The 24,936-nt window shown below is 50.5% G+C and carries 26 protein-coding genes; 12 read left to right on the plus strand and 14 right to left on the minus strand.

The window, feature by feature from the left end; all coding sequences use genetic code 11:
• Window positions 1-125: 125 nt before the first annotated feature.
• Window positions 126-470 carry a DUF1294 domain-containing protein gene (locus OGY18_RS07555; RefSeq protein ID WP_286552699.1) on the plus strand — a complete coding sequence of 115 codons (345 nt, stop codon included), beginning with the start codon at window positions 126-128 and terminating at the stop codon, window positions 468-470.
• Between the two features lie 25 nt (window positions 471-495).
• On the opposite strand, the gene OGY18_RS07560 is transcribed toward OGY18_RS07555, so the two are convergent.
• Window positions 496-1,287: an MBL fold hydrolase gene (locus tag OGY18_RS07560; protein WP_048214249.1), complete on the minus strand. Its 792-nt coding sequence runs from the start codon at window positions 1,285-1,287 to the stop codon at window positions 496-498.
• Window positions 1,288-1,476: 189 nt separating this feature from the next.
• Between OGY18_RS07560 and OGY18_RS07565 the strand changes: the two genes are divergently transcribed.
• Together OGY18_RS07565 and OGY18_RS07570 are read left to right on the plus strand one after the other, a co-directional pair.
• The gene (locus OGY18_RS07565; RefSeq protein WP_267438059.1) at window positions 1,477-2,319 is read left to right on the plus strand and encodes an aminoglycoside phosphotransferase family protein; all 843 of its coding nucleotides are present in this window, start codon (window positions 1,477-1,479) and stop codon (window positions 2,317-2,319) included.
• A 120-nt stretch (window positions 2,320-2,439) separates the two neighbouring features.
• On the plus strand, window positions 2,440-3,468 hold the full coding sequence (locus OGY18_RS07570) for a HoxN/HupN/NixA family nickel/cobalt transporter (protein WP_212023682.1): 1,029 nt from the start codon (window positions 2,440-2,442) through the stop codon (window positions 3,466-3,468).
• Window positions 3,469-3,520: 52 nt separating this feature from the next.
• On the opposite strand, the gene OGY18_RS07575 is transcribed toward OGY18_RS07570, so the two are convergent.
• Window positions 3,521-4,861, minus strand: a complete 1,341-nt coding sequence (locus OGY18_RS07575) for an L-cystine transporter (RefSeq protein ID WP_048214246.1) — start codon at window positions 4,859-4,861, stop codon at window positions 3,521-3,523.
• 246 nt (window positions 4,862-5,107) lie between these two features.
• Window positions 5,108-5,851 carry a two-component system response regulator RstA gene (gene rstA, locus OGY18_RS07580; RefSeq protein ID WP_239606448.1) on the minus strand — a complete coding sequence of 248 codons (744 nt, stop codon included), beginning with the start codon at window positions 5,849-5,851 and terminating at the stop codon, window positions 5,108-5,110.
• 117 nt (window positions 5,852-5,968) lie between these two features.
• Between rstA and OGY18_RS07585 the strand changes: the two genes are divergently transcribed.
• The gene (locus OGY18_RS07585) at window positions 5,969-6,304 is read left to right on the plus strand and encodes a GlpM family protein (RefSeq protein ID WP_003832844.1); all 336 of its coding nucleotides are present in this window, start codon (window positions 5,969-5,971) and stop codon (window positions 6,302-6,304) included.
• Here the strand turns inward: OGY18_RS07585 and folM are convergent.
• The 3 genes from folM to ydgH all read right to left on the minus strand — a co-directional run bounded on the left by folM (window position 6,301) and on the right by ydgH (window position 9,632).
• Complete coding sequence (folM, locus tag OGY18_RS07590; protein ID WP_020996413.1) at window positions 6,301-7,023, minus strand: dihydromonapterin reductase; 723 nt, start codon at window positions 7,021-7,023, stop codon at window positions 6,301-6,303. The genes OGY18_RS07585 and folM overlap by 4 nt on opposite strands.
• 36 nt (window positions 7,024-7,059) lie before the next feature.
• A complete protein-coding gene (locus tag OGY18_RS07595) occupies window positions 7,060-8,442 on the minus strand; it encodes an amino acid permease (protein ID WP_126957135.1) in 1,383 nt (460 codons plus the stop codon).
• 245 nt (window positions 8,443-8,687) lie between these two features.
• Window positions 8,688-9,632 (minus strand): DUF1471 family protein YdgH, encoded by a 945-nt coding sequence (gene ydgH / locus OGY18_RS07600; RefSeq protein WP_003832856.1) that lies wholly within the window; start codon window positions 9,630-9,632, stop codon window positions 8,688-8,690.
• A gap of 525 nt (window positions 9,633-10,157) precedes the next feature.
• Between ydgH and pntA the strand changes: the two genes are divergently transcribed.
• Entirely contained in the window at window positions 10,158-11,687 is a 1,530-nt protein-coding gene (pntA, locus tag OGY18_RS07605; protein ID WP_286552453.1) for a Re/Si-specific NAD(P)(+) transhydrogenase subunit alpha, read from the plus strand.
• A 10-nt stretch (window positions 11,688-11,697) separates the two neighbouring features.
• On the plus strand, window positions 11,698-13,086 hold the full coding sequence (pntB, locus tag OGY18_RS07610) for a Re/Si-specific NAD(P)(+) transhydrogenase subunit beta (protein ID WP_003832859.1): 1,389 nt from the start codon (window positions 11,698-11,700) through the stop codon (window positions 13,084-13,086).
• Window positions 13,087-13,127: 41 nt separating this feature from the next.
• Here the strand turns inward: pntB and OGY18_RS07615 are convergent, their stop codons facing one another.
• On the minus strand, window positions 13,128-13,979 hold the full coding sequence (locus OGY18_RS07615) for an aldo/keto reductase (RefSeq protein WP_286552455.1): 852 nt from the start codon (window positions 13,977-13,979) through the stop codon (window positions 13,128-13,130).
• 262 nt (window positions 13,980-14,241) lie between these two features.
• On the opposite strand from OGY18_RS07615, the gene OGY18_RS07620 reads away from it, so the two are divergent.
• Window positions 14,242-15,438 carry a multidrug effflux MFS transporter gene (locus OGY18_RS07620; RefSeq protein ID WP_126957137.1) on the plus strand — a complete coding sequence of 399 codons (1,197 nt, stop codon included), beginning with the start codon at window positions 14,242-14,244 and terminating at the stop codon, window positions 15,436-15,438.
• 31 nt (window positions 15,439-15,469) lie between these two features.
• On the opposite strand, the gene OGY18_RS07625 is transcribed toward OGY18_RS07620, so the two are convergent.
• Window positions 15,470-16,504, minus strand: coding sequence for an AI-2E family transporter (locus OGY18_RS07625; RefSeq protein WP_286552458.1), 1,035 nt, complete (start codon window positions 16,502-16,504; stop codon window positions 15,470-15,472).
• 138 nt (window positions 16,505-16,642) lie between these two features.
• Between OGY18_RS07625 and OGY18_RS27495 the strand changes: the two genes are divergently transcribed.
• From OGY18_RS27495 to mdtI, 3 genes are all read left to right on the plus strand, one after another.
• Window positions 16,643-16,813: a protein YdgV gene (locus tag OGY18_RS27495; protein ID WP_087050578.1), complete on the plus strand. Its 171-nt coding sequence runs from the start codon at window positions 16,643-16,645 to the stop codon at window positions 16,811-16,813.
• A 107-nt stretch (window positions 16,814-16,920) separates the two neighbouring features.
• Window positions 16,921-17,286 carry a multidrug/spermidine efflux SMR transporter subunit MdtJ gene (mdtJ, locus tag OGY18_RS07630; protein ID WP_162623449.1) on the plus strand — a complete coding sequence of 122 codons (366 nt, stop codon included), beginning with the start codon at window positions 16,921-16,923 and terminating at the stop codon, window positions 17,284-17,286.
• Window positions 17,273-17,602, plus strand: a complete 330-nt coding sequence (mdtI, locus tag OGY18_RS07635; protein WP_003832870.1) for a multidrug/spermidine efflux SMR transporter subunit MdtI — start codon at window positions 17,273-17,275, stop codon at window positions 17,600-17,602. The genes mdtJ and mdtI overlap by 14 nt, the downstream gene beginning before the upstream one ends.
• A gap of 34 nt (window positions 17,603-17,636) precedes the next feature.
• On the opposite strand, the gene OGY18_RS07640 is transcribed toward mdtI, so the two are convergent.
• From OGY18_RS07640 to msrP, 6 genes are all read right to left on the minus strand, one after another.
• Window positions 17,637-18,458 carry a trypsin-like serine peptidase gene (locus OGY18_RS07640; RefSeq protein ID WP_286552459.1) on the minus strand — a complete coding sequence of 274 codons (822 nt, stop codon included), beginning with the start codon at window positions 18,456-18,458 and terminating at the stop codon, window positions 17,637-17,639.
• 100 nt (window positions 18,459-18,558) lie between these two features.
• Entirely contained in the window at window positions 18,559-18,642 is an 84-nt protein-coding gene (gene ydgU, locus OGY18_RS27500) for a small membrane protein YdgU (protein ID WP_049259791.1), read from the minus strand.
• A gap of 86 nt (window positions 18,643-18,728) precedes the next feature.
• Window positions 18,729-19,124, minus strand: a complete 396-nt coding sequence (gene asr, locus OGY18_RS07645) for an acid resistance repetitive basic protein Asr (RefSeq protein ID WP_048214236.1) — start codon at window positions 19,122-19,124, stop codon at window positions 18,729-18,731.
• A gap of 137 nt (window positions 19,125-19,261) precedes the next feature.
• Entirely contained in the window at window positions 19,262-20,749 is a 1,488-nt protein-coding gene (locus tag OGY18_RS07650) for a carboxypeptidase M32 (RefSeq protein ID WP_286552461.1), read from the minus strand.
• 47 nt (window positions 20,750-20,796) lie between these two features.
• On the minus strand, window positions 20,797-21,423 hold the full coding sequence (gene msrQ, locus OGY18_RS07655; protein ID WP_008784717.1) for a protein-methionine-sulfoxide reductase heme-binding subunit MsrQ: 627 nt from the start codon (window positions 21,421-21,423) through the stop codon (window positions 20,797-20,799).
• Entirely contained in the window at window positions 21,424-22,428 is a 1,005-nt protein-coding gene (gene msrP, locus OGY18_RS07660) for a protein-methionine-sulfoxide reductase catalytic subunit MsrP (RefSeq protein WP_003832879.1), read from the minus strand. It lies immediately after the preceding gene.
• Window positions 22,429-22,617: 189 nt separating this feature from the next.
• On the opposite strand from msrP, the gene OGY18_RS07665 reads away from it, so the two are divergent.
• On the plus strand, window positions 22,618-23,340 hold the full coding sequence (locus tag OGY18_RS07665; protein WP_008784719.1) for a winged helix-turn-helix domain-containing protein: 723 nt from the start codon (window positions 22,618-22,620) through the stop codon (window positions 23,338-23,340).
• Window positions 23,337-24,827, plus strand: coding sequence for a sensor histidine kinase (locus OGY18_RS07670; protein WP_286552466.1), 1,491 nt, complete (start codon window positions 23,337-23,339; stop codon window positions 24,825-24,827). Before OGY18_RS07665 ends, OGY18_RS07670 begins: the two co-directional genes overlap by 4 nt.
• The last annotated feature ends 109 nt before the right edge of the window (window positions 24,828-24,936 follow it).

Consider the following 24,936-nt stretch of genomic DNA (forward strand, 5'->3'; position numbering starts at 1 on the left):
GAATTTGCGCTATCTTTGGGGATATAGGCATAATAATAAAATGGATATTCTCACCCGTGGCAGGGATGACTGACCTTGCGTATAATGCGTGCCGATACTTCCTGAAAAGTGCTGTGACTGAAAATATGAATCTCAATCGCTGTTGTTATTCGCTACTCATTTTCGCAGCGGTCGGCTGCATTTTCACCACTTATCCTCTTGTTATATGGTTTCTACTCGCCAACGTTCTGACGCTGCTGTTATACGGCGTGGACAAAATGGCGGCACGCAAGGACTGGCGCAGAGTGCCGGAATCCACATTGCTGGTGTTTGGCGTTGTGGGCGGATGGGGCGGCGCGATAGCGGGTCAACAAATCTTTCGCCATAAAACACAAAAGCAGCCTTTCAAAACCTACTTCATTATCAGTGTGATAGTGAGTGTTTCTGTGATGGGCGTGATTTATAAGTTCTATCCATTTTTACCTTCCTGAGCATGGTTGGTGAATAAACTGCGGTTTATTTGAGGCAGGAAATATATTTTTCACCTGAACGGCGCACAATTTCATCGGCATTTTGCGTAATATCTTTTCCTTCAAATGCGCCGTAAAGTTGCTTAAATTTCACTGTTCTCAGACGTTGGATGATGTCGCTGACGGTGGCGGCTGGCAACGGTAGCATATTGGGGTAGCTCCACATAAATGAGACTGCATGGGCACCTGGTGTAACTTGAACGATGTCGCCAGAAAGCACGACGCCTTCGTCACGCGCCCAGTGCAGGACGCAGCCGCCAGCAAAGTGCCCGCCGAGACGTATCATCGTGACGTCACGGGTTAACTCAATGGTGTCGCCATCCCAGAATCTAATCCACGGGCTGTCGCGCATTACCCACCCTCTGTCGCTGGCATGAAGGTAAATCGGCGCGTTAAATTCCGCAGCCCAGTCCTGCATGGTGGTGTAGTAATGAGGATGCGAAATCGCGATAGCCTTAAGGCCGCCAAGGGACGTTATTAGCGTTTTTGTGGCATCGTCGAGCGTGGCAATGCAGTCCCACAGAATATTTCCTTCTGGGGTACGCACAAGAAACGCGCGCTGATCAATTGCAAAATCAGGAACGGTGCGGATGCTGAGGAGAGTACTGTCGTGTTGCTTCCACTTATTTGTATGCGATGCACACAGGGTGTCAAAATCGATCCATTTCTGCCCGCTTGTGGGGACATATTGACGTTCATCCAGGCAGATATCGCAATGTTCCGGATGGGCGCCAGTTACCTCATAGGATGTTCCACAGGTTTTGCATAACGTGATCATCGTGTCCTCCTCATATACCGAACACAGTCAGCATGGCACACAGATACACAAGGATGTGCCTGTTAGTGCTCTACCCGATAAGTCAGTGATGATGGAAGTGGGGGTTGTGGCTCAACCAAAAGAAAACAGGAATAATGCCGACACGGATCCTTTTGATTACCATCTTCCAGAGAAAAATGAGGATATTGTTTGGAAAATCGTCTGTTCAACACCTGGCTCAACCGTTGGGGGCTCACTCCAGATGGTGAACCGTTTGAAACGCACACATCGCAGCTTTTGCCTGTGGTGGTGGTCAAGGACGGGCAGAAAGCCATACTAAAGATCACCGACGATGACAGTGAACGGATCGGCTGTGAACTCATGGTCTGGTGGAACGGAAATGGCGCAGCGAAAGTACTTGCTCATGCAGCAGGGGCGATTCTGCTGGAACGTGCGACAGAGACATGGTCTTTAGCGGACATGTCCTGGACTGGCAACGATGCGCAGGCCTGTCGCATTATTTGCCATGCTGCCAGTAGACTCCATCTCTCCCGAAATGCGTCTACGCCTGCGTTAACACCTCTGCACCATTGGTTTCGCGATCTGGCTCCTGCCGCGAAAAAGCATGGCGGTATCCTGACGCGTTGTGCTGCGGTGGCAAACTTACTGCTATCTTCACCCCATGATGCAGTCGTATTACATGGCGATCTACACCACGGCAATATTCTTGATTTCGGAACGAGAGGATGGCTGGCTATCGATCCCAAAGGGCTGGTGGGCGAGCGTGGCTTTGATTACGCCAATATCTTTACTAACCCCGATCTTGCCGAACCTACCAGACCTGTCGCCATTGAGCCTGAAAGATTCACGCAACGAGTCAACATTGTGTCTGAAATCGCCAGAATTGAACGGCAGCGTTTACTGATGTGGATTGTTGCCTGGTGTGGGTTGTCGTCCGTCTGGTTTCTGCAAGAGGGTGACAGCGCAACGGTACCTCTGCGTATTGCGGAGCTAGCGATGGCAGAACTTGCTTCAGGTGGTAATCAATTTTGATCTACGACACTGGGTTAGTAATTCTTAAGAGTTATCATTAGCCTGGTAAACGTTGTATTAATCAATCAATGAACGGCGGTGTGGTGTGTTGTTGAGCGAAAATTTGACAGGCCGGAAACAATGAACGCATTGTTTTCATTATTAAAAAAACGCCCGAATATTCTTTTGTTGATGGTCTTACTCATCGGGGCAAACATCGTAGCGTGGCTGTGGGCTTTCACCGAGTTTAGCAACAACACTTCCTTACTGGCACTGAGTCTGATTGCGTGGTGCTATGGTTTGCGCCATGCCGTTGATGCCGATCATATCGCCGCGATAGACAGCGCGACGCGTAAACTCATGCAGCAGAAAAAACGTGCCCTGACAACGGGGGCCTGGTTTTCTCTGGGACACTCTACCATTGTGGTGCTGGCCAGCATTGGCATTGCGTTAACTACCAGCGTGTTTAAGCAACATATGGCATGGTTTCAGAATGTCGGTGGTCTGATAGGAACTACGGTCTCTGCCGTATTTTTGCTGATTCTGGCTACCATCAATCTCATTATTTTCTGCCAGGTCTGGAAGGCATTCCGCCATCTTAAACGCACCGGTACTTACGATGGCACCACGGAAGACATTACAGTTTCAGGCCCTCTGAACTGGCTTTTCCGCTCAGCGTTTCGGCTGGTAGGTAAAGACTGGCATATGTATTTTGTCGGCTTTCTGTTTGGTCTGGGTTTTGATACCGCCACTGAAATTTCTCTGCTGGGAATTTCTGCTTCAAGCGCGTCCAGCGGCATGTCAGTTTGGTCAATTCTCGTATTCCCGGCACTGTTTACCTGCGGTATGGCGTTAATTGATTGTCTCGACAGTATTCTGATGGTTGAGGCCTACGGATGGGCGTTCAATAAGCCGCAACGTAAGCTCTATTACAATATGACCATTACCGGGACTTCCGTGATTGTTGCGCTATTTATTGGCGGGCTGGAGGCGCTGGGACTTCTCTCTGACGCGTTTTCGCTTCAGGGGGGGTTGTGGGATACCGTCAGCAATTTGAGTGACCATATGGGGAATGTTGGTTTTGCGATTATTGGCGTCTTTATCGGCTGCTGGATTATCTCCGCCGTAAACTACCGTTGGAAAAAATACGACGGACTGACGTTTAGTTGACACAAAAGAAAGCCTTCCAGGAACAGGAAGGCTTTGATCTTTTTAGGACTGACTAATTCGCGTTCACGGGTTGTGGTTTTTCAGCACTCTTTTTCAGGAGCCTGTTAGCCAGCACGCCAGACATCATCGAACCGTTCACGTTTAATGCCGTTCTGGCCATATCGACGACAGGCTCGATAGCAATGAAAATCCCCACCAGCGCGACCGGGAAGTTCAGCGTTGAAAGGACGATCAGCGCAGCAAATGTTCCGCCACCGCCGACACCCGCCACCCCAATAGAACCCAGCGCAATCGCAGGCAGCATGGCGAGCAAAAAATGTACTGATAGCGGATCAATCCCAATTGTTGGAGCAATCATCGCCACCATAATAGCCGGATAGATCCCGGCACAGCCGTTTTGACCCATGCTGGAGCCGAATGAAGCTGCAATATTAGCTATGGTGTTTTGCACGCCAAATTTTTCTTGTGCGGAAATAGCCAGTGGAATAGATGCTGCACTGCTGCGTGAAACAAATGCAAAGGTTAAAACTGGCCAGACAGTTTTAAAATAGTGAACGGGATTATTACCGCTCAGAACCAGTATCAGTGCGTGGACGATAAACATCATCAGAATCGCAAGGTAACAGGCAGCAATAAAGCCTAACAGACTGGCAAATTGTTCAAATCGATACGCGGAAAATACGCCTGCCATTAATGCCATCACACCATAAGGGGTGAGGGCAATAACGATACGCACCATTTTCATCACCCAAATCTGGATAGCGTTAATGCCAGCACTTAATTTTTTACCTTCTTGCGGGGCGTCTTGTTTGACCTTTAATAATGCCACGCCGGCAAGCAGGGTGAAGATAACAATGCCAATGACGGAAACGCTTCTGGCTCCTGTTAGATCAAGGAAGATATTCGTTGGGATCAGAGATGTAACCAGTTTAGGCAGTGAAATGGCGGCAGTTTTACTCACATCGTCTGCCGTCAGTGTGGACTGCATATGAACAAACGCACTGGCGTCCAGACCTAATACATGTGCAGTCAACAGCCCAATAAAACCGGCAATCATTACCAGACAGAGCATGCATCCGACAATGGTTAACGACATTTTCCCAATGCCAGCGCTGTTTTCGAGCTTATTAATGGCTGAAAGAATAGAGATGAAAATCAGCGGAACCGCAACCAGCTTCAGTAAATTAACATAACCGTTGCCGATAACATTATACCAGTCGATAACTGTTTTACTTTCGTCAGCAGCAATGAGATGCAGGGATAAGCCGATAACGGCCCCCATAAAAATAGCGATGAAGACGCTTTTTGAAAGAGAGTGACTTTTTTGGTTGATTCTAAAAATTGCCCATGAACAAACCAAAAAGAACGCGATATACGCGAGCGTTACGAACATATTGTAGCCTCTTGCCTCATTCAGCACCTGAAATGCCGGAAAGAGATTTGTTAGTGCGAAAAAAACCTATGAACCATAAGGGTTCAGGACCGCGACGGATTATAGGGAGGGGGGAGGGTAACAGCCACACAAAAAGTGTGGAACGGCGTCGGATGGCGTTTAAATGCCTGTTCTGTAGACGATTTTACGTGACGGTGTAACGTATTGTGAACAATCCCGCCGACCAATGAGATCGGCCCGGTTGGATTACTTATGAGGCTCGTCGTCCCAGGCGTGCGGTGCGAACAGATAACCTTTGTTGCGTACCGTTTTGATTCGATAGGGTTCAGTCGCGTTATCGAGCAGTTTTTTGCGTAACCGGGAAATCGCGACATCAACGCTGCGATCCATACCGTCATAACTTACGCCGCGCAGGTTCTTTAGCAACGCATCACGGTCCATAATCTGCCCGGCATGGGTTGCCAACTCCCACAGTAATTCAAAATCAGCGGTGGAAAGAGAGATTTGCTCGCCGCCGAGCAGCACGGAGCGGTTGGTGGGATCGATAGTGAGTGTGCCAAAGCGCAGCGTTGTGTGCGGAGTGATGGTTGCCGCTTGAATGCCTTTAGACAGTGCTGAGTGTTCATTCTGGCGCAGGTGCAGGCGCAGACGAGCCAGCAGCACAGCTGGCGGCGTTGTCTTCAGAATGTAGTCACAGGCGCCCATTTCCAGCGCCAGGATATGGTTCATGTCGCTGTCCAGCGAGGTGAGCAGGACAATCGGGCCTTGCCAGCGTCCGCGTAAATCGCGGCAGATAGTCATCCCGTCTTTGCCCGGCAGCATGATATCTAATAACACCAGATCGGGTTGAACATGCAGGATTTTCTCCTCGGCCAAATCACCACGAGGTTCAAGGATAACCTCAATATCATGTCGGGCCAGATAGGCTGCAATCAGTGAGCCAACTTCGGGATCATCTTCAACAAATACGATGGTGTTCATATCATTCATTTTGAATATAAAACGCCAACATACACCGCCCCGGTTTTTCCTTCCATTAATCTTTTCTAAACAAGAACGCTTCCGTTATGCTAGGGGCTGATGTTATTGATGTGTTAAGGCAGAGTGATGGGACTCGTTATAAAAGCGGCGCTCGGTGCGCTGGTGGTGGTGTTGATTGGTTTGCTGGCGAAAACAAAGAATTACTATATTGCTGGATTAATTCCACTGTTCCCGACGTTTGCGTTGATTGCCCACTATATCGTGGCCAGTGAACGAGGGATCGAGGCGTTACGTACAACCATTGTATTCAGCATGTGGTCGATTATTCCCTATTTTGTCTACCTTGTTTCACTGTGGTATTTCACCGGGTTTATGCGCTTACCCGTCGCGCTCGGCGGTGCAGTAGTGTGCTGGAGCCTGAGCGCGTGGTTACTGATCTTTTGTTGGATCAAACTGCACTAACGCAGATGACGCCCGCCATCAAGGGCAAAACTACGGCCGGTGACAAAACAACTGGTTAGGAGATAGTCAATTAAATCAATGACCTCTTTTTCACCTGGTGCGGTTTTCATCAGTGATTTGTTCAGTGCCTGCTGGCGATACTCTGCATCGTCACCCTCGTTAAACAGGATAAGCGAGGGGGCAATCGCGTTCACTTTCACCTCCGGTGCCAGTTTGCGCGCGAACGAGCGGGTCATATTATCCAGCGCCGCTTTGCTGGCAGCATAAGCAATGTGCTTGTCGCTGCCGCGCTCCACAACATAGTCCGTGAAATGGATGATGTCGCTGGCAGCGTGCCCATGACCGCGTAGCAATCCTTCCAGCGCGTGGTTGAGCAGGTAGGGCGTATTGACATGTATCTGCATCATGCGTGACAGTACTTCGCTAAGCGGTGTGCCGGGTTTTTCGGCTACCCAGGCGCTGGCATTATGCACAATGGCGCGCAAGCCATCCGTCTGTGCTTTGACCTCATCAGCAAAGGCCAGCACACCTTCATCCGTGGAAAAGTCAGCCGGGATACAAATCGCCCCTGCTTCTCGCAGGCCGTCAATGGCAGGATAGTGAGTACGGTAGCTGACAATAACTGGCTGTTTTTGATTCAGAAAGTGCCATGCGACGGCGAGGCCGATACGACGACCACCTCCGGTGATAAGAATTGGCAAAGGGTTTTTTTTACCCATCGTAATCTCCATATGTCGCGAACGATGGGTATAACGTTACCCCATCAGCATCCAGGTAGCCGGCACAGCAGCAACAAGCAGCAGGCCGATCAGCGCCATCTCCTGGCGTTTTAATACGTTTTCATGCGTGTGCGTTTTACGGGCATAAAGGAAAACCAACAGCCCTGGCGCATACAACACCACAGACAGCAACAGATGCATCGGACCTGACGCATACAATAACCATATGCCATAAATACTCGCGCCGATACCGACAGCCTTATGAATTGGACGGGTGGCAATTTTTAACAGAAATGCGCCGACCAGCAAATAGGGCACCAGAATCATCTCTGAGGCGATAGTCAGTAACGTATTGTAGTCGGAGCCTGTGAGCCAGATCAGCACAAGGCAGATTTGTACACAGATGTTGGTTAGCCACAGCGATGCCGATGGCGCACCCTGTGCATTCTGTCGCGCAAAAATACGCGGAAACGCTTTGTGCGTGGAGGCGAGGAACGGCACTTCCGCCGCCATAATCGTCCAGCTTAAATAGGCCCCGCACACGGAAACAATCAGACCCGCAGCAATAATAATTTCGCCCCATGGCCCCATCATTTTAACCATCAGACCGGCCATTGATGGATTGCGGATCTCCGCCAGTTCTGGCCGTGCGACAACCCCGAGAGATAGCAGGGTGACTAACAGGTAAACGCCCAGTGCGGCGAGTACAGCCAACAGCGTGGCGCGACCTACATCGCGTTTATTTCTGGCGCGGGCAGATACCACCACCGCGCCTTCCACACCGATGAAAACCCACAGGGTGATGAGCATGGTATTTTTGACCTGCTCCCAGACAGGCACGCCCAACGCGACGCCGGTAAAATCGAGAGTAAAGGTGTCGAGCTTGAACAGCATGAACGCCAGCACGATAAACAGGCCTAGCGGCAGTAGTTTTGCCAGAGTAGCAACCAGGTTAATGCTGGCCGCGGTTTGTACTCCCCGCAACACCAGAAAATGGACTATCCATAACAGTACCGATGCGCCGACAATCGACTGCCAGGTATTACCGTCGCCGAACAGACGTAATTCCGGTGTGTCGGTAAAGAAACTGAGCGCAGAGAAGACGATGACCAGATACGAAACGTTAGCGATAACAGCGCACAGCCAGTATCCCCACGCAGAGCAGAAGCCAATCAACTCGCCGAAACCTTCACGTGCATAGGTGAAGATGCCGCCGTCCAGTTCAGGACGGATACGCGTCAGGATCAGCATAGCAAAGGCGAGCAAAAGAATACCCGCACCGGTAATCGCCCAACCAATCAGTAACGCAGCCGGGCTGGCTACTGCCGCCATATTTTGTGGCAGGCTGAAAACGCCAGCGCCGAGCATTGAGCTTAAAACCAGCGCGGTCAGTGCGCTCAGACCCAATTTCTTTTCCATTTGTATCCAGTTACAAAAACGAGAGTGAGAGAATAATTATTTTGGCAAACCGCATAAAAATGGTGAAAGCCACTAAGGCGCGGGATTTTACGGAGAGAAGAGAACGCATGCAATGGGGATAGAGAGATTTGTGACTAATAGTGTGAAAAGTTGTCTTAATACTGCTGTTTTTGTTTTGTCTGGAAACAGAACTGCGCGAAATTATCAGGTCTACAAGGACTGTAGACCTGATAAGGCATTGGGTATTACTTATACAGATCGGCGCTGATCGTCACGTTGTTACCACGTTCTGACCACTGGCGGGTAATGTGATAGTACTTCGCGCCTTTCTTCGCTGCGCGTTTTGCTACCTGATAAGAGACTTCCGTCATGTTGCCGTAGTTACCGGTGAACTTGATGCTGTCGAACGGTACCATCATGGCGGCGGTCGCTTTGTTCAGCTCTTCAACTTTGGTTCCATCCGGTAGCGTGACAGTGTAACGTCCGCCTTTGGTGGATTGCGTTTCGAAGAAGCGGCCAACTTCAGCACTCGGAGAAGCGGTAGTTGCTACGCCCGGGATCTCAACTTTCTTCGCGGCTTCGCCACCTGCTGCTAATGCGGCACGACCAGCATCTGAATCTGCTGGGATCGCATCAGGGCTTTGTACAATGCGTTTTTTCGCATCAGCTTTATAGATGAATGCAGTAATACGCTGGTTGCCGCCCTGGTTGGCATCGACCTGACGCACGATATAGAAGGAGTAAGCACCTTTCTCTTTCGCTGCTTTGGTGATGGCATCGTTTACTTCAGGCTGGCTACGGTAGAAACCTTGCACTGTAACGGTGTCGTAAGGTTCTATCAGAACGGCCTGATCTTTTGGCAATTCCATAACGCCGTTAATGACACGGTTTTTTGACGCTTCCGCTTTTTCAGCGTCGGCTTTATAGACGTCGGCAACAACGCGCCAGTTACCGCCGCTGCCAAAATCTGAGGTATCAACAACATAAAAGGAGGCTGCACCGTCTTTATCTGCACGGCGCGAAACGGCAGCAACCGCATCACCGATAGCATTAAAACGACCGGTGACCACAATGCGGTCATAGGGTTTCAGGGCAGCCGCTTGCTCCGGCGTCAATTCTGTCGCTGCATTTACAGAAAAAGCAGTCGCAGAAATAAGTGCGGACGCCAGGAGAGTGTTCTTAAGCTTCATAAAAATAATCCTTCGCCTTGCGCAAACCAGGTACTGGTATTGTTATTGACTAGAAACGTCGCTGATTATTGCATTTAAATTGTGTCAGTGTCTGCGTCATTTTTCACTCATCGTGTCACGTTAGGTAACAACAGCGATAACATTTTGTGATATGCCGAAAATTTCGGCGTTTGGTGACCAAAACTGATAAAGCAGTTGAATTTCATAAGTTAATTTAATGTTAATCAATTGTTTTTGACAGGTAGGTAATCATGTTTTGCCGCTTCGCTTGAGCGAATTATCAGCCTTTGTGGGCTATTTTTAGGGCATTTTATCTGTCTGAGGTTCGATTCATCTCTATTTCGCGAATTTCATAATAAATACTGTTTTTTGGCGCTAGATCACAGGCGTCATTTTCAGTAGGTTATACAGAGTTTGTTACTGTTTTATTTTATTGAGGTAACACTGACCTCTCTCGAGAGTGCGCGCATGCCTCGTGCGAACATTGATAAACCATCATCATAATTACAGATGGAAGGGAACATTATGCGAATTGGCATACCAAGAGAACGGTTAACCAATGAAACCCGCGTTGCAGCCACGCCGAAGACGGTTGAGCAACTGCTTAAACTGGGTTTCAGCGTCGCGGTTGAAAGCGGTGCAGGTCAACTGGCGAGTTTTGACGATAAAGCGTTTGTACAAGCAGGCGCAGAGATTGTTGATGGAAATGCAGTCTGGCAGTCAGAGATTATCCTGAAGGTCAATGCGCCGGAGGAGGCGGAAATTCCGTTACTCAATCCGGGCACGACGCTGGTGAGTTTTCTTTGGCCCGCGCAAAACCCTGAGCTGCTGCAAAAACTTGCAGAGCGCAACGTGACCGTTATGGCGATGGACTCCGTGCCGCGTATTTCGCGCGCACAGTCGCTGGATGCCTTAAGCTCGATGGCGAACATCGCCGGGTATCGCGCTATTGTTGAAGCTGCACATGAATTCGGTCGCTTCTTCACCGGCCAGATCACCGCCGCAGGCAAGGTTCCACCTGCCAAGGTCATGGTGATTGGTGCGGGGGTGGCTGGTCTTGCGGCGATCGGTGCGGCAAACAGCCTGGGCGCTATCGTGCGCGCTTTTGATACCCGTCCGGAAGTGAAGGAACAGGTGCAGAGTATGGGCGCAGAGTTCCTTGAACTGGACTTTAAAGAAGAAGCGGGCAGCGGCGATGGCTATGCCAAAGTGATGTCCGAAGCGTTCATCAAAGCCGAAATGGAACTCTTCGCTGCGCAAGCGAAAGACGTCGACATTATCGTTACCACTGCGCTGATTCCGGGCAAACCGGCTCCGAAACTGATCACCCGTGAAATGGTCGATTCGATGAAAGCGGGCAGCGTAATTGTCGATCTTGCCGCGCAAAACGGCGGTAACTGCGAATATACCGTGCCTAACCAGGTGACCACCACCGAGAACGGGGTGAAGGTTATCGGCTATACCGATCTGCTTGGCCGTTTGCCAACGCAATCTTCCCAGCTGTACGGTACGAACCTCGTCAACCTGCTCAAACTGTTGTGCAAAGAGAAAGACGGCAATATCACTGTCGATTTTGACGACGTGGTTGTGCGTGGTGTCACGGTGGTTCGCGAGGGTGAAATCACCTGGCCTGCTCCGCCGATCCAGGTTTCTGCTCAGCCGCAGGCAGCGCCAAAAGCCGCACCTGCGCCGAAAGAAGAGAAAAAACCTGTCTCTCCGTGGCGCAAATATGCGCTGATGGCGCTGGTAGTGATTTTGTTTGGCTGGCTCGCCGACGTCGCGCCGAAAGAGTTCCTTGGTCACTTTACGGTGTTCGCGCTTTCCTGCGTGGTGGGTTACTACGTGGTCTGGAATGTGTCACATGCGTTGCATACTCCGCTGATGTCTGTGACTAACGCCATCTCGGGGATTATCGTGGTTGGGGCGTTATTGCAAATTGGCCAGGGTGGCTGGGTGAGTTTCCTGAGCTTTATCGCGGTGCTTATTGCCAGCATTAATATTTTCGGTGGCTTCACCGTGACTCAGCGCATGCTGAAAATGTTCCGGAAAAACTAAGGGGTAACATATGTCTGGAGGATTAGTTACAGCTGCATACATTGTTGCCGCGATCCTGTTTATTTTTAGTCTGGCGGGGCTTTCGAAACACGAAACCTCTCAGCAGGGTAACAACTACGGCATCGCCGGGATGGCGATTGCGCTGATTGCTACGATTTTTGGTCCGGATACCGGCAACGTTGCGTGGATCCTGGTAGCGATGATCATCGGCGGCGCGATTGGTATTCGTCTGGCGAAGAAAGTCGAAATGACCGAGATGCCGGAGCTGGTGGCAATTCTGCACAGCTTCGTCGGTCTGGCTGCGGTACTGGTTGGTTTCAACAGCTACCTGTATCACGATACTGGCCTGGAGCCGATTCTGGTGAACATTCACCTGACGGAAGTGTTCCTGGGTATCTTCATCGGTGCGGTAACCTTTACCGGTTCTGTGGTGGCCTTTGGCAAACTGCGCGGCAAGATCTCCTCTAAACCGCTGATGCTGCCGAATCGTCACAAAATGAACCTGGCGGCGCTGGTTGTTTCTTTCCTGCTGCTGGTGGTGTTTGTTCGTACCGAAAGCGTGGGCCTGCAGGTTCTGGCACTGTTGGTGATGACCATTATTGCACTGGCCTTTGGCTGGCATCTGGTGGCCTCCATCGGCGGTGCGGATATGCCGGTTGTCGTGTCAATGCTTAACTCCTATTCAGGATGGGCGGCGGCGGCAGCGGGCTTCATGCTGAGCAACGATCTGCTGATCGTTACCGGTGCGCTGGTCGGTTCTTCTGGTGCGATCCTGTCTTACATTATGTGTAAGGCGATGAACCGTTCATTCTTCAGCGTTATTGCGGGTGGCTTTGGTTCTGACGGTTCTTCTACCGGGTCTGATGAAGAAGTGGGTGAACATCGTGAGATTACTGCGGAAGACACAGCAGAAATGCTGAAGAACTCGCACTCCGTGATCATCACCCCGGGCTACGGCATGGCAGTGGCTCAGGCACAGTATCCGGTCGCGGAAATCACTGAGAAACTGCGCGCGCGCGGCATCAAAGTGCGTTTTGGTATTCACCCGGTAGCAGGGCGCTTGCCAGGTCATATGAACGTGCTGCTGGCGGAAGCCAAAGTACCTTATGACATCGTGCTGGAAATGGATGAGATCAACGATGATTTCGCCGATACCGATACCGTACTGGTTATTGGTGCCAACGACACGGTAAACCCGGCGGCGCAGGATGACCCGCGCAGCCCAATCGCCGGCATGCCGGTACTGGAAGTGTGGAAAGCGCAGAACGTCATCGTGTTCAAACGTTCGATGAACACCGGCTATGCAGGTGTGCAGAACCCGCTGTTCTTTAAAGATAACACCCATATGCTGTTTGGTGATGCCAAAGCTAGCGTGGATGCGATCCTGAAAGCGCTGTAATTGCCAGTAAAAGTAAGACGGCCTCTGCGGAGGCCGTTTTTTTAAACATCCAGTTTACGCTGGGTGATCCATTCCACACGAGCCGGATCGCGATGCGAGAAGAACGCGCTGGTTCCGCTGTCCATCGCGGCAATTTGCGTCATCTCTTCCGCCGTTAGGGCAAAGTCCAGCACCTGAATATTCTCGGCCATCCGCGCTTTACGCACGGTTTTCGCCAGCGAAATAATCCCACGTTGATAAATCCAGCGCAGCACGACTTGACCAACGCTTTTGCCATATTTTTCACCAATAGCCGCTAAGACTGGGTTCTGAAACAGGTCATTGCGTCCTTCAGCGAACGGTGCCCAGGCTTGCGGTTGAATATTCCGGCTCTGCATCCAGGCTACTGCATGCGGCTGCTGATGAAAAGGATTCACCTCAATTTGGTTAACGGCTGGGATAATGCGATTGAAAGCGATTAAATCCGCCAGACGATCCGGATGAAAGTTACTCACGCCAATCGCGCGGATTTTCCCTTCTTCATATAATTCTTCCATCGCACGCCAGGCACCGTGCACATCGCCATAGGGCTGATGAATCAAATAAAGGTCAATATAATCCAGTTGAAGCCGTTGCAGAGAACGTGCGAATTGCGCCTTTGCGCCTGCATAGTTGGTATCCTGTAACCACAGTTTGGTAGTCACAAAAAGCGCCTCGCGGGGGACTCCGCTTTGCTTAAGTGCGTTGCCGACCTGAGTTTCATTCTGGTAGGAGGCAGCGGTATCAATCAGGCGATATCCTGTATCAATGGCATCCCGTACGGCTTGCTCACATTCGCTGGCATCGGTCATTTGATAAACGCCAAATCCGAGCAGGGGCATCTCAACACCGTTATTCAGAACTGTTGTATTCATTGGGTTCTCCTGAGCATCATCGTTGCATTGGCTGCAGATTAGCAAATCTGTGTTGATACGATTAGTCTGTGAAATTCGCATGGACCTATGAGTAGAATTCATTTCTGAAAGGTAATTGTTGGAAGTCAGTCACAAAATATGACGCCTATGATTTCACCATTCATGATTTCAGTTCATAAACTCATGCGGTTTTAACCGTCTAATCACGGCAATACGTTGTCTATATACTGCGACCTGACTTTTTAGAACATGACAGGGCACTATGCGTACACGTGAACATGCCTCACCGGTAACTACCGCAAGCCAGACCGGTCTTACTTTTATTCTGATCCTCAGTGGCCTGATGGCCTTTACATCGCTTTCTACCGATATTTATCTTCCAGCAATGCCGACGATGGCCGAGGATTTACATGGCAATGTTGAGCTGACGATTACTGGTTTCTTAATTGGTTTTACTATCGCACAGTTGATTTGGGGGCCGATTAGCGATCATATGGGGCGGCGTAAGCCGCTGTTTATCGGCATGGTGCTATTTATCATTGGTTCCGCAGGGTGTGCGCTGTCTACAAGCATCACGCAAATTGTTTTCTGGCGGGTATTTCAGGCGCTTGGAGCCTGTACCGGGCCTATGCTGGCGCGAGCGATGATCCGCGATCTCTTTGCACGTACTCGTGCGGCGCAAATGCTCTCAACCCTGGTGTTGGTTATGGCGATTGCGCCAATCGCCGGACCGTTGATTGGCGGGCAAATTATTCGCCTGAGCACCTGGCACTCTATTTTTTGGCTGCTGGTGGTGATTGGTGCGCTGATGTTTATCTCCCTAAACTGGCTGCCCGAAACATTGCCGGAAGATAAACGGGTGAAAGCCTCTTTGGCTGGCGCATTTCGTAATTACCGTTCGTTGTTAACGAATGGGCGTTTTATGCGCTATACCCTGAGCCTGACGTTTTATTACGTCGGTGCGTACGCGTTTATTACCGGGTCACCGTTTGTTTATATTAGCTATTACCATGTTGATCCACAGCATTACGGCTGGTTGTTTGCGCTAAACATTATCGGTGTTATGGCGATGAGCGTGGTTAACCGCCGTCTGGTGCAACGGCACGCTCTGGAACAGCTGCTGAAATATGCGACGCTGCTGGCGGCGCTGGCTGCGGTTGTGCTTGCGCTGCTGGTTAAGCTGGAATCAGGTGGCGTCGTTGCCATTATCATCACTGTTTTTCTGTTTTTCTCGATGAATGGCATTATTGCTGCAACGTCGACTGCTGCGGCGTTGGATGCGGTACCGAACATTGCGGGTTCAGCTTCGGCGCTGATTGGCGCGTTGCAATATGGCAGCGGTATTATCTCATCGTTGCTGCTGGCCGCCTTCAGTGATGGCACGCCCTGGACCATGGCGTGGATAATAGCGTTATTTACGCTGTTAAGCGCCGTTTTGGCTTTTCGCGCGAAACGATAAAGGAAATGCCCCGCGATGGCGGGGCGAAAACTCATTCTTTGTTCAGATCGCTAAGCAGCACGGCAATGCTTTGACCGCCGTTGGTTTGCTCAAGCGCGATTTTCACGATGATGGTTAGCGGCACAGAAAGCAGCATCCCCACGGGACCGAGCAACCAGCCCCAGAAGATTAACGACAGAAATACTACCAGCGTGGACAGCCCCAGCCCGCGGCCCATGATCCGCGGCTCGAGGATATTCCCGAATACCAGGTTGATGACCAGATAGCCTGCCAGAACCACCAGCGCATCGTAAAGACCGCTGAATGCCAGCACCTGAGCAATAGGGGGAATGGCCGCCAATACAGAACCGATATTAGGGATGTAGTTCAGGGCGAAGGCCAGTAATCCCCAGACAAAGGCAAAGCGCACATCCAATGCAGCAAGCATGCCCCAGGCGACCAACCCGGTCACAATGCTGATTGCCGTTTTAAGCACCAGATAGTGGGAGACGCTGTCGATGGCGCGTTGAATCGCCGCCATACCTTCAATGGGGCGACTCATCATTTGTTTGAGTTTGTTGGGCAGTTGCGGTACTTCCAGCAGCATAAAAACTACCGTCAGTAGCAGTAAAAATATCGATGACATAGCATTTGAAAGCTGCGCCAGTAAATTGGTCACCAGCGTCACTGCCGCGTTCGGATCGATATATTTGACGAGTTCGTCCACGGAAACGCCGATCCCTGCGCGTTGTAACCATGGTTCAAGATTTTTCAGTGGGATAACCAGTGAAGAGCGATATTGCGGTAGCGTTCGCGCAAGTTCATTTAAGGATGTACCTAAATACGCCAACAGCAGCACCATTAACATTACAATAATAACGATAAGCAATGACACCGCAATTACGCGCGGTATGCGAAGCTTGACCATCCGCTGCACAACGGGGTTGAGCACAACGGCTATAAATAACGCCAGAATAAAGGGGACGATGATATCTGCGGCAAAGCGAATACCGCTCAGGATGATAACCAGCATGCCCAGCATAATGACTATTTTTAGACCGTTAAGCGTGATGATCGGTTTCGCCATGTGTATTCCCGCATTTTTCATTTTTGAATCTGCATAATAATGTGATTTGCGTCGAGCCGTTATAACAAAAATCAAACGGGGCAGGTAAAGAAGTGAAAAGACTTTGAGTTCGTCTTGAAGCTATGATACAAATCATCTGTGTTTAACTACCGAGGACAATTATCATCCGCGATGATGAGAAGCAACACTGCGGATAATTGTAATATTATGGACAATATGTTCAGGATGTTTTTGCGTTTACCTACACTTCTTCGTACCTCCTCCACTTTCTTGCTTGCGGGTGAGCAACACTGGCGCAACGCGCTTTAGTCCCTTCTTCTGCCTGAGCTGGCGCTGTGCGCTTAGCTAACTAATTTTATTTTTTGGTTTACTGCATGCAGTAGGCCTAAAGGACTATATTCTCAAGCAGGAGAAGTATCATGTTTTACTGGATATTATTAGGTCTGGCCATCGCGGCTGAAATTACTGGCACGCTGTCAATGAAATGGGCAAGCGTCGGTCATGGTAATTCGGGCTTTATTTTAATGCTGGTAATGATCGCCTTATCGTATATTTTTCTCAGTTTTGCCGTTAAAAAAATTGCCCTTGGTGTGGCCTATGCCTTGTGGGAAGGTATCGGTATTTTATTTATTACGCTGTTTAGTGTGTTGTTATTTGACGAAACCTTGTCCACGATGAAAGTGGCTGGTCTGGTCTCACTGGTATTAGGCATTGTGCTGATCAAGTCTGGTACTCGAAAACCTGCCAAAACGAGCAAAGAGGTGACCCATGCAGCAGTTTGAGTGGGTTCATGGCGCCTGGCTTGGCATGGCCATCGTGCTGGAAATAGTCGCTAACGTCTTTTTGAAGTTTTCAGATGGATTTCGCCGCAAGATTTATGGCGTGCTGTCGCTGGCTGCCGTGTTAGCGGCCTTTAGCGCGCTGTCGCAGGCGGTAAAAGGTATTGACCTTTCTGTTGCCTACGCCTTGTGGGGCGGGTTTGGGATTGCCGCGACGTTAGCGGCTGGTTGGGTGTTGTTTGGTCAGCGCCTGAATAATAAAGGCTGGATTGGCGTGGCGCTGCTGCTGGCCGGAATGGTGATGATTAAACTTGCCTGATATCCGTGCTGCCCGTTAATGCGGGCAGCATGTGTTACTCCTTCGCCAACGCTTCCAGCTTATCGCGAAAACCGGTCACGGATATGGCGCGATTATCGGCTCGCCAGCGATCTTTCGCCGCTGGAGCGGAGCTTTGTACGCCAATCAACTGCCAGCCTGAATCTGTCTTCAGCATCAACGGTGAACCGCTGTCGCCCGGGAGCGTGTCGCACTGGTGTGACAAGACGGTATTCTGCGCCCAGCCGGTCACTACACAATCCTGATGGGTGTACAAATCGTCCAGATGATCTTCCGGATAGCCCGACTGTGTGACTTTGCGATCGGCGGTTTTCAACGCCGTGGTTAACGCCGCTTTATCACCTTCAAATAATGGTAGGGGCGTGATTCCGGAAGGCGGGTAACGCAGCACCACCAGACCAAAATCCCACGGGGCTGCTGATGGCGGCACAATCCAGCCATCTCCATCGGCTTTTAAACGTTTACCAAGTGAGGGATCAACCCGTCCTTCGATTCCATGGATTTCATAGCGCCAGACACCCTTTTTCGACACAAAGCGTAACGCGACGGCTTTATCCGGTTTGCCTTTCGGTGGAGCGAGCAAGCAGTGTCCTGCAGTCAGGGCCAGATGCGGTGAAATGAGCGTGGCGGTACACAGATTACCACTGGCTGTTTCCAGTTGTCCGATAGCGTCCCATGGTGATTGCGTTGGATCAGTCACTTTTGTGCGATCGTCATGACCAAAAAACAGCGTTTTTATGTTTTCTGCTTCAGCGGTAGTCGTTGCTGGCTGATCCGCATGCGCAACAACGGGAAAAAAACAAATTGAGCCCAGTAATACAGCAATGGTTTTATGCATATCACACTCTGGTGGGGAATTATGATTATAAACAGCAAACCCTCAGTTAATACTATAGACGGGACGGCGAGAAAGTGGGAGTAAAATCAGATAACTACACTCAGGAAAGATAAAAATGCATGGCGATGAGGGCGCAAATTATCAGAGTAATAAGAATGAACTCAAAGCGGTAATGTGACACCATTTTACCCTCCGAAAGGCGGCGCTACATCAGGTCGATCTAGCGCCGTATGCTATGGCGTGGGGGACGCCATAGTGACTACAAATGCGTTATGCTGCAGGTTGAGCTGCTGGTTTAGCGGTGTCGTGTTTTACGGCTTTTTTGGTGTGTTTTTTAGCGGCCTGAGCTTTCTGCTCTGGTGCTTTTTGTTCTGCTGCTGGCTTGGTTGCCGCTTTTTTGGTGTGTTTTTTAGCAGCCTGAGCTTTCTGCTCTGGCGCTTTTTGTTCTACAGCCGGTTTAGTGGTGGATTTTTTAGCGTGTTTCTTGGCAGCCTGCGCTTTCTGCGGCGCTGCTTTGTGCTGTTTTTTATGATGCGTGGTTTTTGCCGGCGCTGCTTTGGTGGTTGCAGCAGCAGTCGGAGCGGTAGTAGCAGTTGTCTCAGCAGCAAACGCGGCAGAAGACAGACCCATAGCAGCGGCAACAACCAGAGCTAATACTTTTTTCATTCTCATACCCTCGATTTGGTTTTTCATTCAACCCCACTGCGGGGCCGTTGAAATAACTATATCGCTGTAAACACAGGGCTTCCGTGAGTCATTGGTTTCGGCATGTAACGATATGTACAATGACTCACGGTATGAGATTACAAATAGCGGGATTCCAGATGAGAACGGAAATAACGGCTGCTGAGCGGCTCTCCGGTGGCCTGGGTAATAAGCTGTTCAGTAGTAAAGCGGCTGCCATGCTGCCAGATGTTCTGACGTAACCACTCAAACAGAGCACCGAACTCACCTTGGGCAATAGACTGATTCAAATCAGGCAATGCGCGGTTAGCGGCACTGAACAACTGCGCTGCATACATGGCGCCTAATGTATAGGAAGGGAAGTAGCCAAAGCCGCCGTCAGTCCAGTGAATATCCTGCATACAACCGTTACGGTAGTTTCCGATCGTTGACAGCCCCAACCAGGCCTGCATTTTCTCGTTCCACAATGCCGGGATATCATCCACTTCAATATCGCCATTAATAAGCGCACGTTCGATTTCATAACGCAGGATCACGTGAGCGGGATAGCTTACCTCGTCGGCATCAACACGGATAAACCCGGGCTTGACCTGCTGGTTCCAGGCGATGAAATTGCTTTCTTCAAACGCTGCCTGATCGCCAAAGTGGCGCGTTACAGTCGGAATCAACCGCATCAGAAAGGCTTTACTGCGTCCCAGCTGCATCTCAAAGAACAGACTCTGGGACTCATGAATGGCGGTTGAGCGTGCCAGAGCAATAGGTTGCCCAGACCAGCTGCGTGGCAGGTTTTGCTCGTAGCGCGCGTGACCGGTTTCATGGATCACGCCAAACAGCGCGCTGAGTAATTCGTTTTCATCATAGCGGGTGGTAATGCGAACATCTTCTGGTACGCCGCCACAGAAAGGATGTGCACTGATATCCAGCCGACCAGCGGTAAAGTCGAAACCGAGTTGTGCCATCGTTTCAAGGCCCAGCTCTCGCTGTACAGCTGTTGGGAAGGGACCTACCGGGGCGATGAGCGACTGCTGAGACTGCTTTGCCACCACCTTGTTTAGCAGATCGGGCAGCCAGCTTTTAACGTCTGCGAAAAGGACATCCAACTGAGTGCTGGTCATTCCTGGTTCAAAGATGTCCAGTAGCGCGTCATACGGCGAACAACCTTTAGCTTCTGCGCGCAGTCGGGCTTCTTCGCGGCTGTACTTCACAACCTCTTTCAGGTTATCGGAAAATCCTTCCCAGTCATTAGCTGGTCGCTGGCTACGCCAGGCATGCTCACAGCGACTTCCCGCAAGAGATTTTGCTTCTACCAACGATTCGGGCAACAAGGATGCCTGGTGATGCAATCGCGACATTTCGCGCAGGTTCGCCTGTTCTACATCGTTGAGATCTTCCTGTTGCGCTGCGGCGATCCACGTTGCCACTTTCGGGTCAGTTAACAGTTGGTGTTCAAGCACGCTCAGCTCGGCCAACGCTTCGCCTCGGGCTTTACTGCCTCCTGGCGGCATCATGGTAAACATGTCCCAACTGGCGATTGCCGAGAGGTGGGAGAAGCGAGAGAGCCGCTGGAACGTGCGGGTGAGCTGATGGTAATTATCATTGTTACTCATTTTTTGTTCTCGTTCTGTTTAGGTGTGGTTAAGAAGTTTACCGTGATTCACTCACTTTTCATAAACACACCTTTGTACCCGGTTTTCCGTAACAGCTTTTTATAGCGAAAAGCCAGCAGAACCACAAAACAGATGGCGTAGATAATAGGGAGCGGTGATAACACTTTTACCGACCACAGATAATGCAGCGGTAGCAAAATGGCGGCCAGGTAGACGTAGTTGTGCAATGTTTGCCAGCGTTTGCCCATTTTACGCTGAGCGGCTTGTGTCGAGGTCAACGTCAACAGGAATAAGATAATCCAACCGGCCATACCCAGCATTAGCCATGGGCGTGAAACCAGTTCACGACCCAACAATCCCAGGTTTTGTATACCCAGTTCCAGCAGAGCATAGCTGGTAATATGCAGTGTGGCCCATGCAAAGCACCATAAACCTAACAACCGCCGGGTACGAAATAACAAAGGCTGCTTTGCATAGCGTGCGAGCGGCGATACCAGCAGGGTAGCAAGCAAAAACTTCAGCGCGGTAATTCCCGTAAAGTGCTGGATATCTTTTCCCGGGTCGGCACCCAACCCGCCATGCTGCGCGGCCCAGAAGAGCCATAGCAGTGGTAAAAAACCGGCGAGATGCAGCAGCACTTTCAGGCCGGTTATCTGTTTTGCAGTCAACCTCACTTAAAAATACTCCCGAAGATCCATGCCCTGATATAACGATGCCACCTCATCGGCATAACCATTAAAAGGTAACGTGGGCTGTCTCTGTACATCAAGAATGCCACCGGAACCGATAAAACGCTCAGTAGCCTGAGACCAGCGAGGGTGATCAACCTGCGGATTTACGTTGGCGTAAAATCCGTATTCATTTGGTGCTGACATATTCCAGGTCGTCGGCGGCTGCTCACGCGTCAGCTTAATACTGACTATAGATTTAATGCCCTTGAAGCCGTATTTCCAGGGTACGGTCAGGCGTATCGGCGCCCCGTTTTGCGGTGGCAATGCTTTGCCATATACGCCTACGGTGAGAAGTGTGAGTGGGTGCATAGCCTCATCCAACCGCAGACCTTCGACATAGGGATATTTCAACCCACCGCCAATAAAGCGGTCTTTCTGACCCGGCATTTCATCAGGGGCGTAGCGTGTTTCAAAAGCGACGTATTTGGCGTGACTGGTTGGCTCAACCAGCGCCAGTAATTTATGCAACGGAAAACCCACCCACGGCACAACCATCGACCAGGCCTCAACGCAACGCATCCGATAAATACGCTCTTCTAATGGAAAGCGTGTGGTCAGCGCATCATGATCCAAGGTTAAAGGTTTGTTGACCTCACCGCTGATGGTTAACGTCCAGGGATCGGTTTTCAGGCTACCGGCATTGGCGGCAGGATCGGCTTTATCCAGACCAAATTCGTAGAAATTGTTGTAGCCCGTCACCTTGTCTTCTGGCGTCAGTGACAGGCTGTTTTGCCAGCGCTCGGGCTTTGTGAACTCAAGCGCTTTGCCTGCGGGGGCCGGTGGACGATCGTTGCCTTTAAACCAATCCAGCAAATTAGCCTGTGTAGGGGAGGACAGCGTGGCCGCAGCAGCACCTATCCCAAGTGCTTTGAGGATCTGTCGTCGTTGCATAAAAAATACTGACTCGGCTGTAACATCTGCTTCCCGAAGTGGACGTTTTTTTAGCATGACTTTTCCTTCTTATTTTCATGTTAAGGAAAACAAAGCGACGTTTCCCTGTTGATGTCTGACGTGTCTGTAACGACATACTGCTCGCATGCGTATCCCTGGATCCTCACGAAAAGTTAAAAATTTTGTGATAACTTCCGCCCCTTGCCTGAGGTAAGCTTTCAGCACGACGAGAGGGGGATGACACTGATGGCAGGCGCGAAAAAGATATTTTTGGTGGAAGATGACAGCGATATTGCCTCACTTTTGCAGCTTAGCCTGAAGGATGAGGGTTACGAAATTGTTCATGAGGCAGACGGAGCTCGTGCGCTTGAACAACTGGAGAAACACGTCTGGGATGCCGTTATCCTCGATCTGATGCTGCCGGGTGTCGACGGGCTGGAGATTTGTCGTCGCATTCGCCAAATGAGTTTTTATTTGCCCGTCATTATCATCAGCGCCCGCACCAGCGAAACGCACCGTGTATTGGGGCTGGAAATGGGTGCCGATGATTATCTGGCCAAACCTTTCTCGGTGCTGGAGTTGATGGCCCGGGTAAAGGCGTTGTTTCGCCGTCAGGAAGCGATGAGTCAGAACTTACGTATGGAGGCGGGGATTATCACCGTTCATGGCGTAGAGATTGACCCATTAGCGCGGGAAGTCCGGCTGCATGGTAAATCCCTCGATTTAACGCCGCGCGAATTCGATCTGCTTTATTTTTTCGCCCGTCATCCAGGCGAGGTCTTTTCGCGTCAGGCGCTGTTAGATCAGGTATGGGGCTACCAGCATGAAGGGTATGAGCATACGGTGAACAGTCATATTAATCGCCTGCGGACCAAAATTGAAAAGGATGCTGCGGAGCCGGAAATTATTCTCACGGTTTGGGGACGAGGCTATAAGCTTGCTGCGGTTAACGCGGAGCATCAGCCATGATTTATCGCCTGTCGCTGAGCCAGCGTCTGACTCTGGTCTTTACTGTCATTATGCTGATTTGCGCGGTTGCCGTCAGTGCTGTCCAGATTCACAGCAGTAAACAGTATGGCGACGCGATGGTGCAAAGGCTCTCACTGGAGCTGGCGAGCAAGATTGTCAAAAGTGAGTCGCTTATTGATGCCAGCGGGCAGGTTAATCGCCAGACCTTAAAAGGATTGTTTAATCACCTGATGACGCTCAACCCCAGCGTGGAGCTGTATCTGATTTCACCATCAGGTGAAATACTTGCTGATGCTGCACCGCCCGGGCATATCCAGCGGCAGAAAATTAGCGTGCAGCCGATCCAGGATTTCCTTAACTCAGATGCGTTGCCCGTCTATGGCAACGATCCGCGTAGCAGCCAGCAAAAGGTATTCAGCGCAGCGCCGGTTTTATATAACGGTGAGCTACATGGCTATTTGTACATTATTCTGCAGGGTGAAAACCTGAATATGCTGGCGAATACCGCCTGGCAAAAAACGCTCTGGAATACCGTGGCCTGGACGTTAATACTGGTTTTATTAGCTGGTGCAATCGCTGGATTCCTGGTGTGGCGATGGGTGACGAATCCAGTGAAAAGGCTGACTGGGCAGGTGGTCAAACTGGAACAGGACAGCATTAGCGTCATCAAACAGCTGGCGCAAAAAAATCCCGAACCGGTACCGGAGAATGAAATAGCGCTGCTGAACAATGCGTTTATCGAGTTAGCGCAGAAAATTGCCCAGCAGTGGGATTTATTAGCAGACAGCGATCGTCAGCGCAGAGAGTTTATTGCCAATATTTCGCACGATTTACGCACGCCGTTGACTTCACTGTTGGGGTATCTGGAAATGCTGTCGCTGAAAGCCGATACGATGACGCCTGAGGAAAATCGGCATTATCTTAGCATCGCGCTGCGCCAGGGGCATAAAGTTCGCCATCTGTCACAACAGCTGTTTGAGCTGGCAAGGCTGGAGCATGGCGGTATAAAACCGCAGCGTGAACGTTTTGCTATTGGTGAATTGATCCAGGACGTGGCACAGAAATTTGATCTCCCTGTTGCCACGCGTCATTTGCAGTTGCACCTTGACGTAACGGGGCCGTTACCGCTGGTGAATGCCGATTTATCGATGATAGAAAGAGTCGTGACGAATTTGCTGGATAATGCTATCCGTCATACGCCTGACGGAGGCGAAGTACGGCTAAAAGTCTGGCGTGATGAAGACCGTTTATTAGCCGAAGTGCAGGACAGTGGGCCAGGGGTAGAAGAAGCTGTGCGAGAAGTATTGTTTCAGCGCCCGACCGCGTTAATTCCCCGTGAGCAGCGGGCTGAGCGCGGCGGTCTGGGCTTACTGATCGTGCGTAGAATGCTCGAGCTGCATGGAGGGGATATCCATCTGGTTAGCTCAACGGCAGGAGCTTGCTTCCGTTTCTCGTTGCCGCTGGCGGATTCTCCTCTGAGTAGCTGACGGTGAAATTCCGGAGTAAAGAGGGTTTTGGCATTGTACCCATGGGCATTGCGTAAAAGTTGGTAGGTTGTCAGTGATAATGAGAATTTTTATCATGCATAGATAATTC

This window comes from Citrobacter sp. Cpo142, from assembly GCF_030332425.1.
In the GTDB taxonomy this organism is placed as follows: Bacteria; Pseudomonadota; Gammaproteobacteria; order Enterobacterales; family Enterobacteriaceae; genus Citrobacter; species Citrobacter portucalensis.

Bases quoted from the DNA above. Each gene is read 5' to 3' on its own strand.
- OGY18_RS07615 (WP_286552455.1), bottom strand. From the start codon at position 13,979: ATGAATACAACAGTTCTGAATAACGGTGTTGAGATGCCCCTGCTCGGA.
- OGY18_RS07595 (WP_126957135.1), bottom strand. From the start codon at position 8,442: ATGGAAAAGAAATTGGGTCTGAGCGCACTGACCGCGCTGGTTTTAAGC.
- ydgH (WP_003832856.1), bottom strand. From the start codon at position 9,632: ATGAAGCTTAAGAACACTCTCCTGGCGTCCGCACTTATTTCTGCGACT.
- rstA (WP_239606448.1), bottom strand. From the start codon at position 5,851: ATGAATGATATGAACACCATCGTATTTGTTGAAGATGATCCCGAAGTT.
- OGY18_RS07570 (WP_212023682.1), top strand. From the start codon at position 2,440: ATGAACGCATTGTTTTCATTATTAAAAAAACGCCCGAATATTCTTTTG.
- asr (WP_048214236.1), bottom strand. From the start codon at position 19,124: ATGAAAAAAGTATTAGCTCTGGTTGTTGCCGCTGCTATGGGTCTGTCT.
- ydgU (WP_049259791.1), bottom strand. From the start codon at position 18,642: ATGGTGTCACATTACCGCTTTGAGTTCATTCTTATTACTCTGATAATT.
- OGY18_RS07585 (WP_003832844.1), top strand. From the start codon at position 5,969: ATGGGACTCGTTATAAAAGCGGCGCTCGGTGCGCTGGTGGTGGTGTTG.
- OGY18_RS07665 (WP_008784719.1), top strand. From the start codon at position 22,618: ATGGCAGGCGCGAAAAAGATATTTTTGGTGGAAGATGACAGCGATATT.
- folM (WP_020996413.1), bottom strand. From the start codon at position 7,023: ATGGGTAAAAAAAACCCTTTGCCAATTCTTATCACCGGAGGTGGTCGT.
- mdtI (WP_003832870.1), top strand. From the start codon at position 17,273: ATGCAGCAGTTTGAGTGGGTTCATGGCGCCTGGCTTGGCATGGCCATC.
- OGY18_RS07555 (WP_286552699.1), top strand. From the start codon at position 126: ATGAATCTCAATCGCTGTTGTTATTCGCTACTCATTTTCGCAGCGGTC.
- msrP (WP_003832879.1), bottom strand. From the start codon at position 22,428: ATGCTAAAAAAACGTCCACTTCGGGAAGCAGATGTTACAGCCGAGTCA.
- OGY18_RS07640 (WP_286552459.1), bottom strand. From the start codon at position 18,458: ATGCATAAAACCATTGCTGTATTACTGGGCTCAATTTGTTTTTTTCCC.
- pntB (WP_003832859.1), top strand. From the start codon at position 11,698: ATGTCTGGAGGATTAGTTACAGCTGCATACATTGTTGCCGCGATCCTG.
- OGY18_RS07575 (WP_048214246.1), bottom strand. From the start codon at position 4,861: ATGTTCGTAACGCTCGCGTATATCGCGTTCTTTTTGGTTTGTTCATGG.
- OGY18_RS07625 (WP_286552458.1), bottom strand. From the start codon at position 16,504: ATGGCGAAACCGATCATCACGCTTAACGGTCTAAAAATAGTCATTATG.
- OGY18_RS07670 (WP_286552466.1), top strand. From the start codon at position 23,337: ATGATTTATCGCCTGTCGCTGAGCCAGCGTCTGACTCTGGTCTTTACT.
- OGY18_RS07560 (WP_048214249.1), bottom strand. From the start codon at position 1,287: ATGATCACGTTATGCAAAACCTGTGGAACATCCTATGAGGTAACTGGC.
- pntA (WP_286552453.1), top strand. From the start codon at position 10,158: ATGCGAATTGGCATACCAAGAGAACGGTTAACCAATGAAACCCGCGTT.
- OGY18_RS07650 (WP_286552461.1), bottom strand. From the start codon at position 20,749: ATGAGTAACAATGATAATTACCATCAGCTCACCCGCACGTTCCAGCGG.
- OGY18_RS07620 (WP_126957137.1), top strand. From the start codon at position 14,242: ATGCGTACACGTGAACATGCCTCACCGGTAACTACCGCAAGCCAGACC.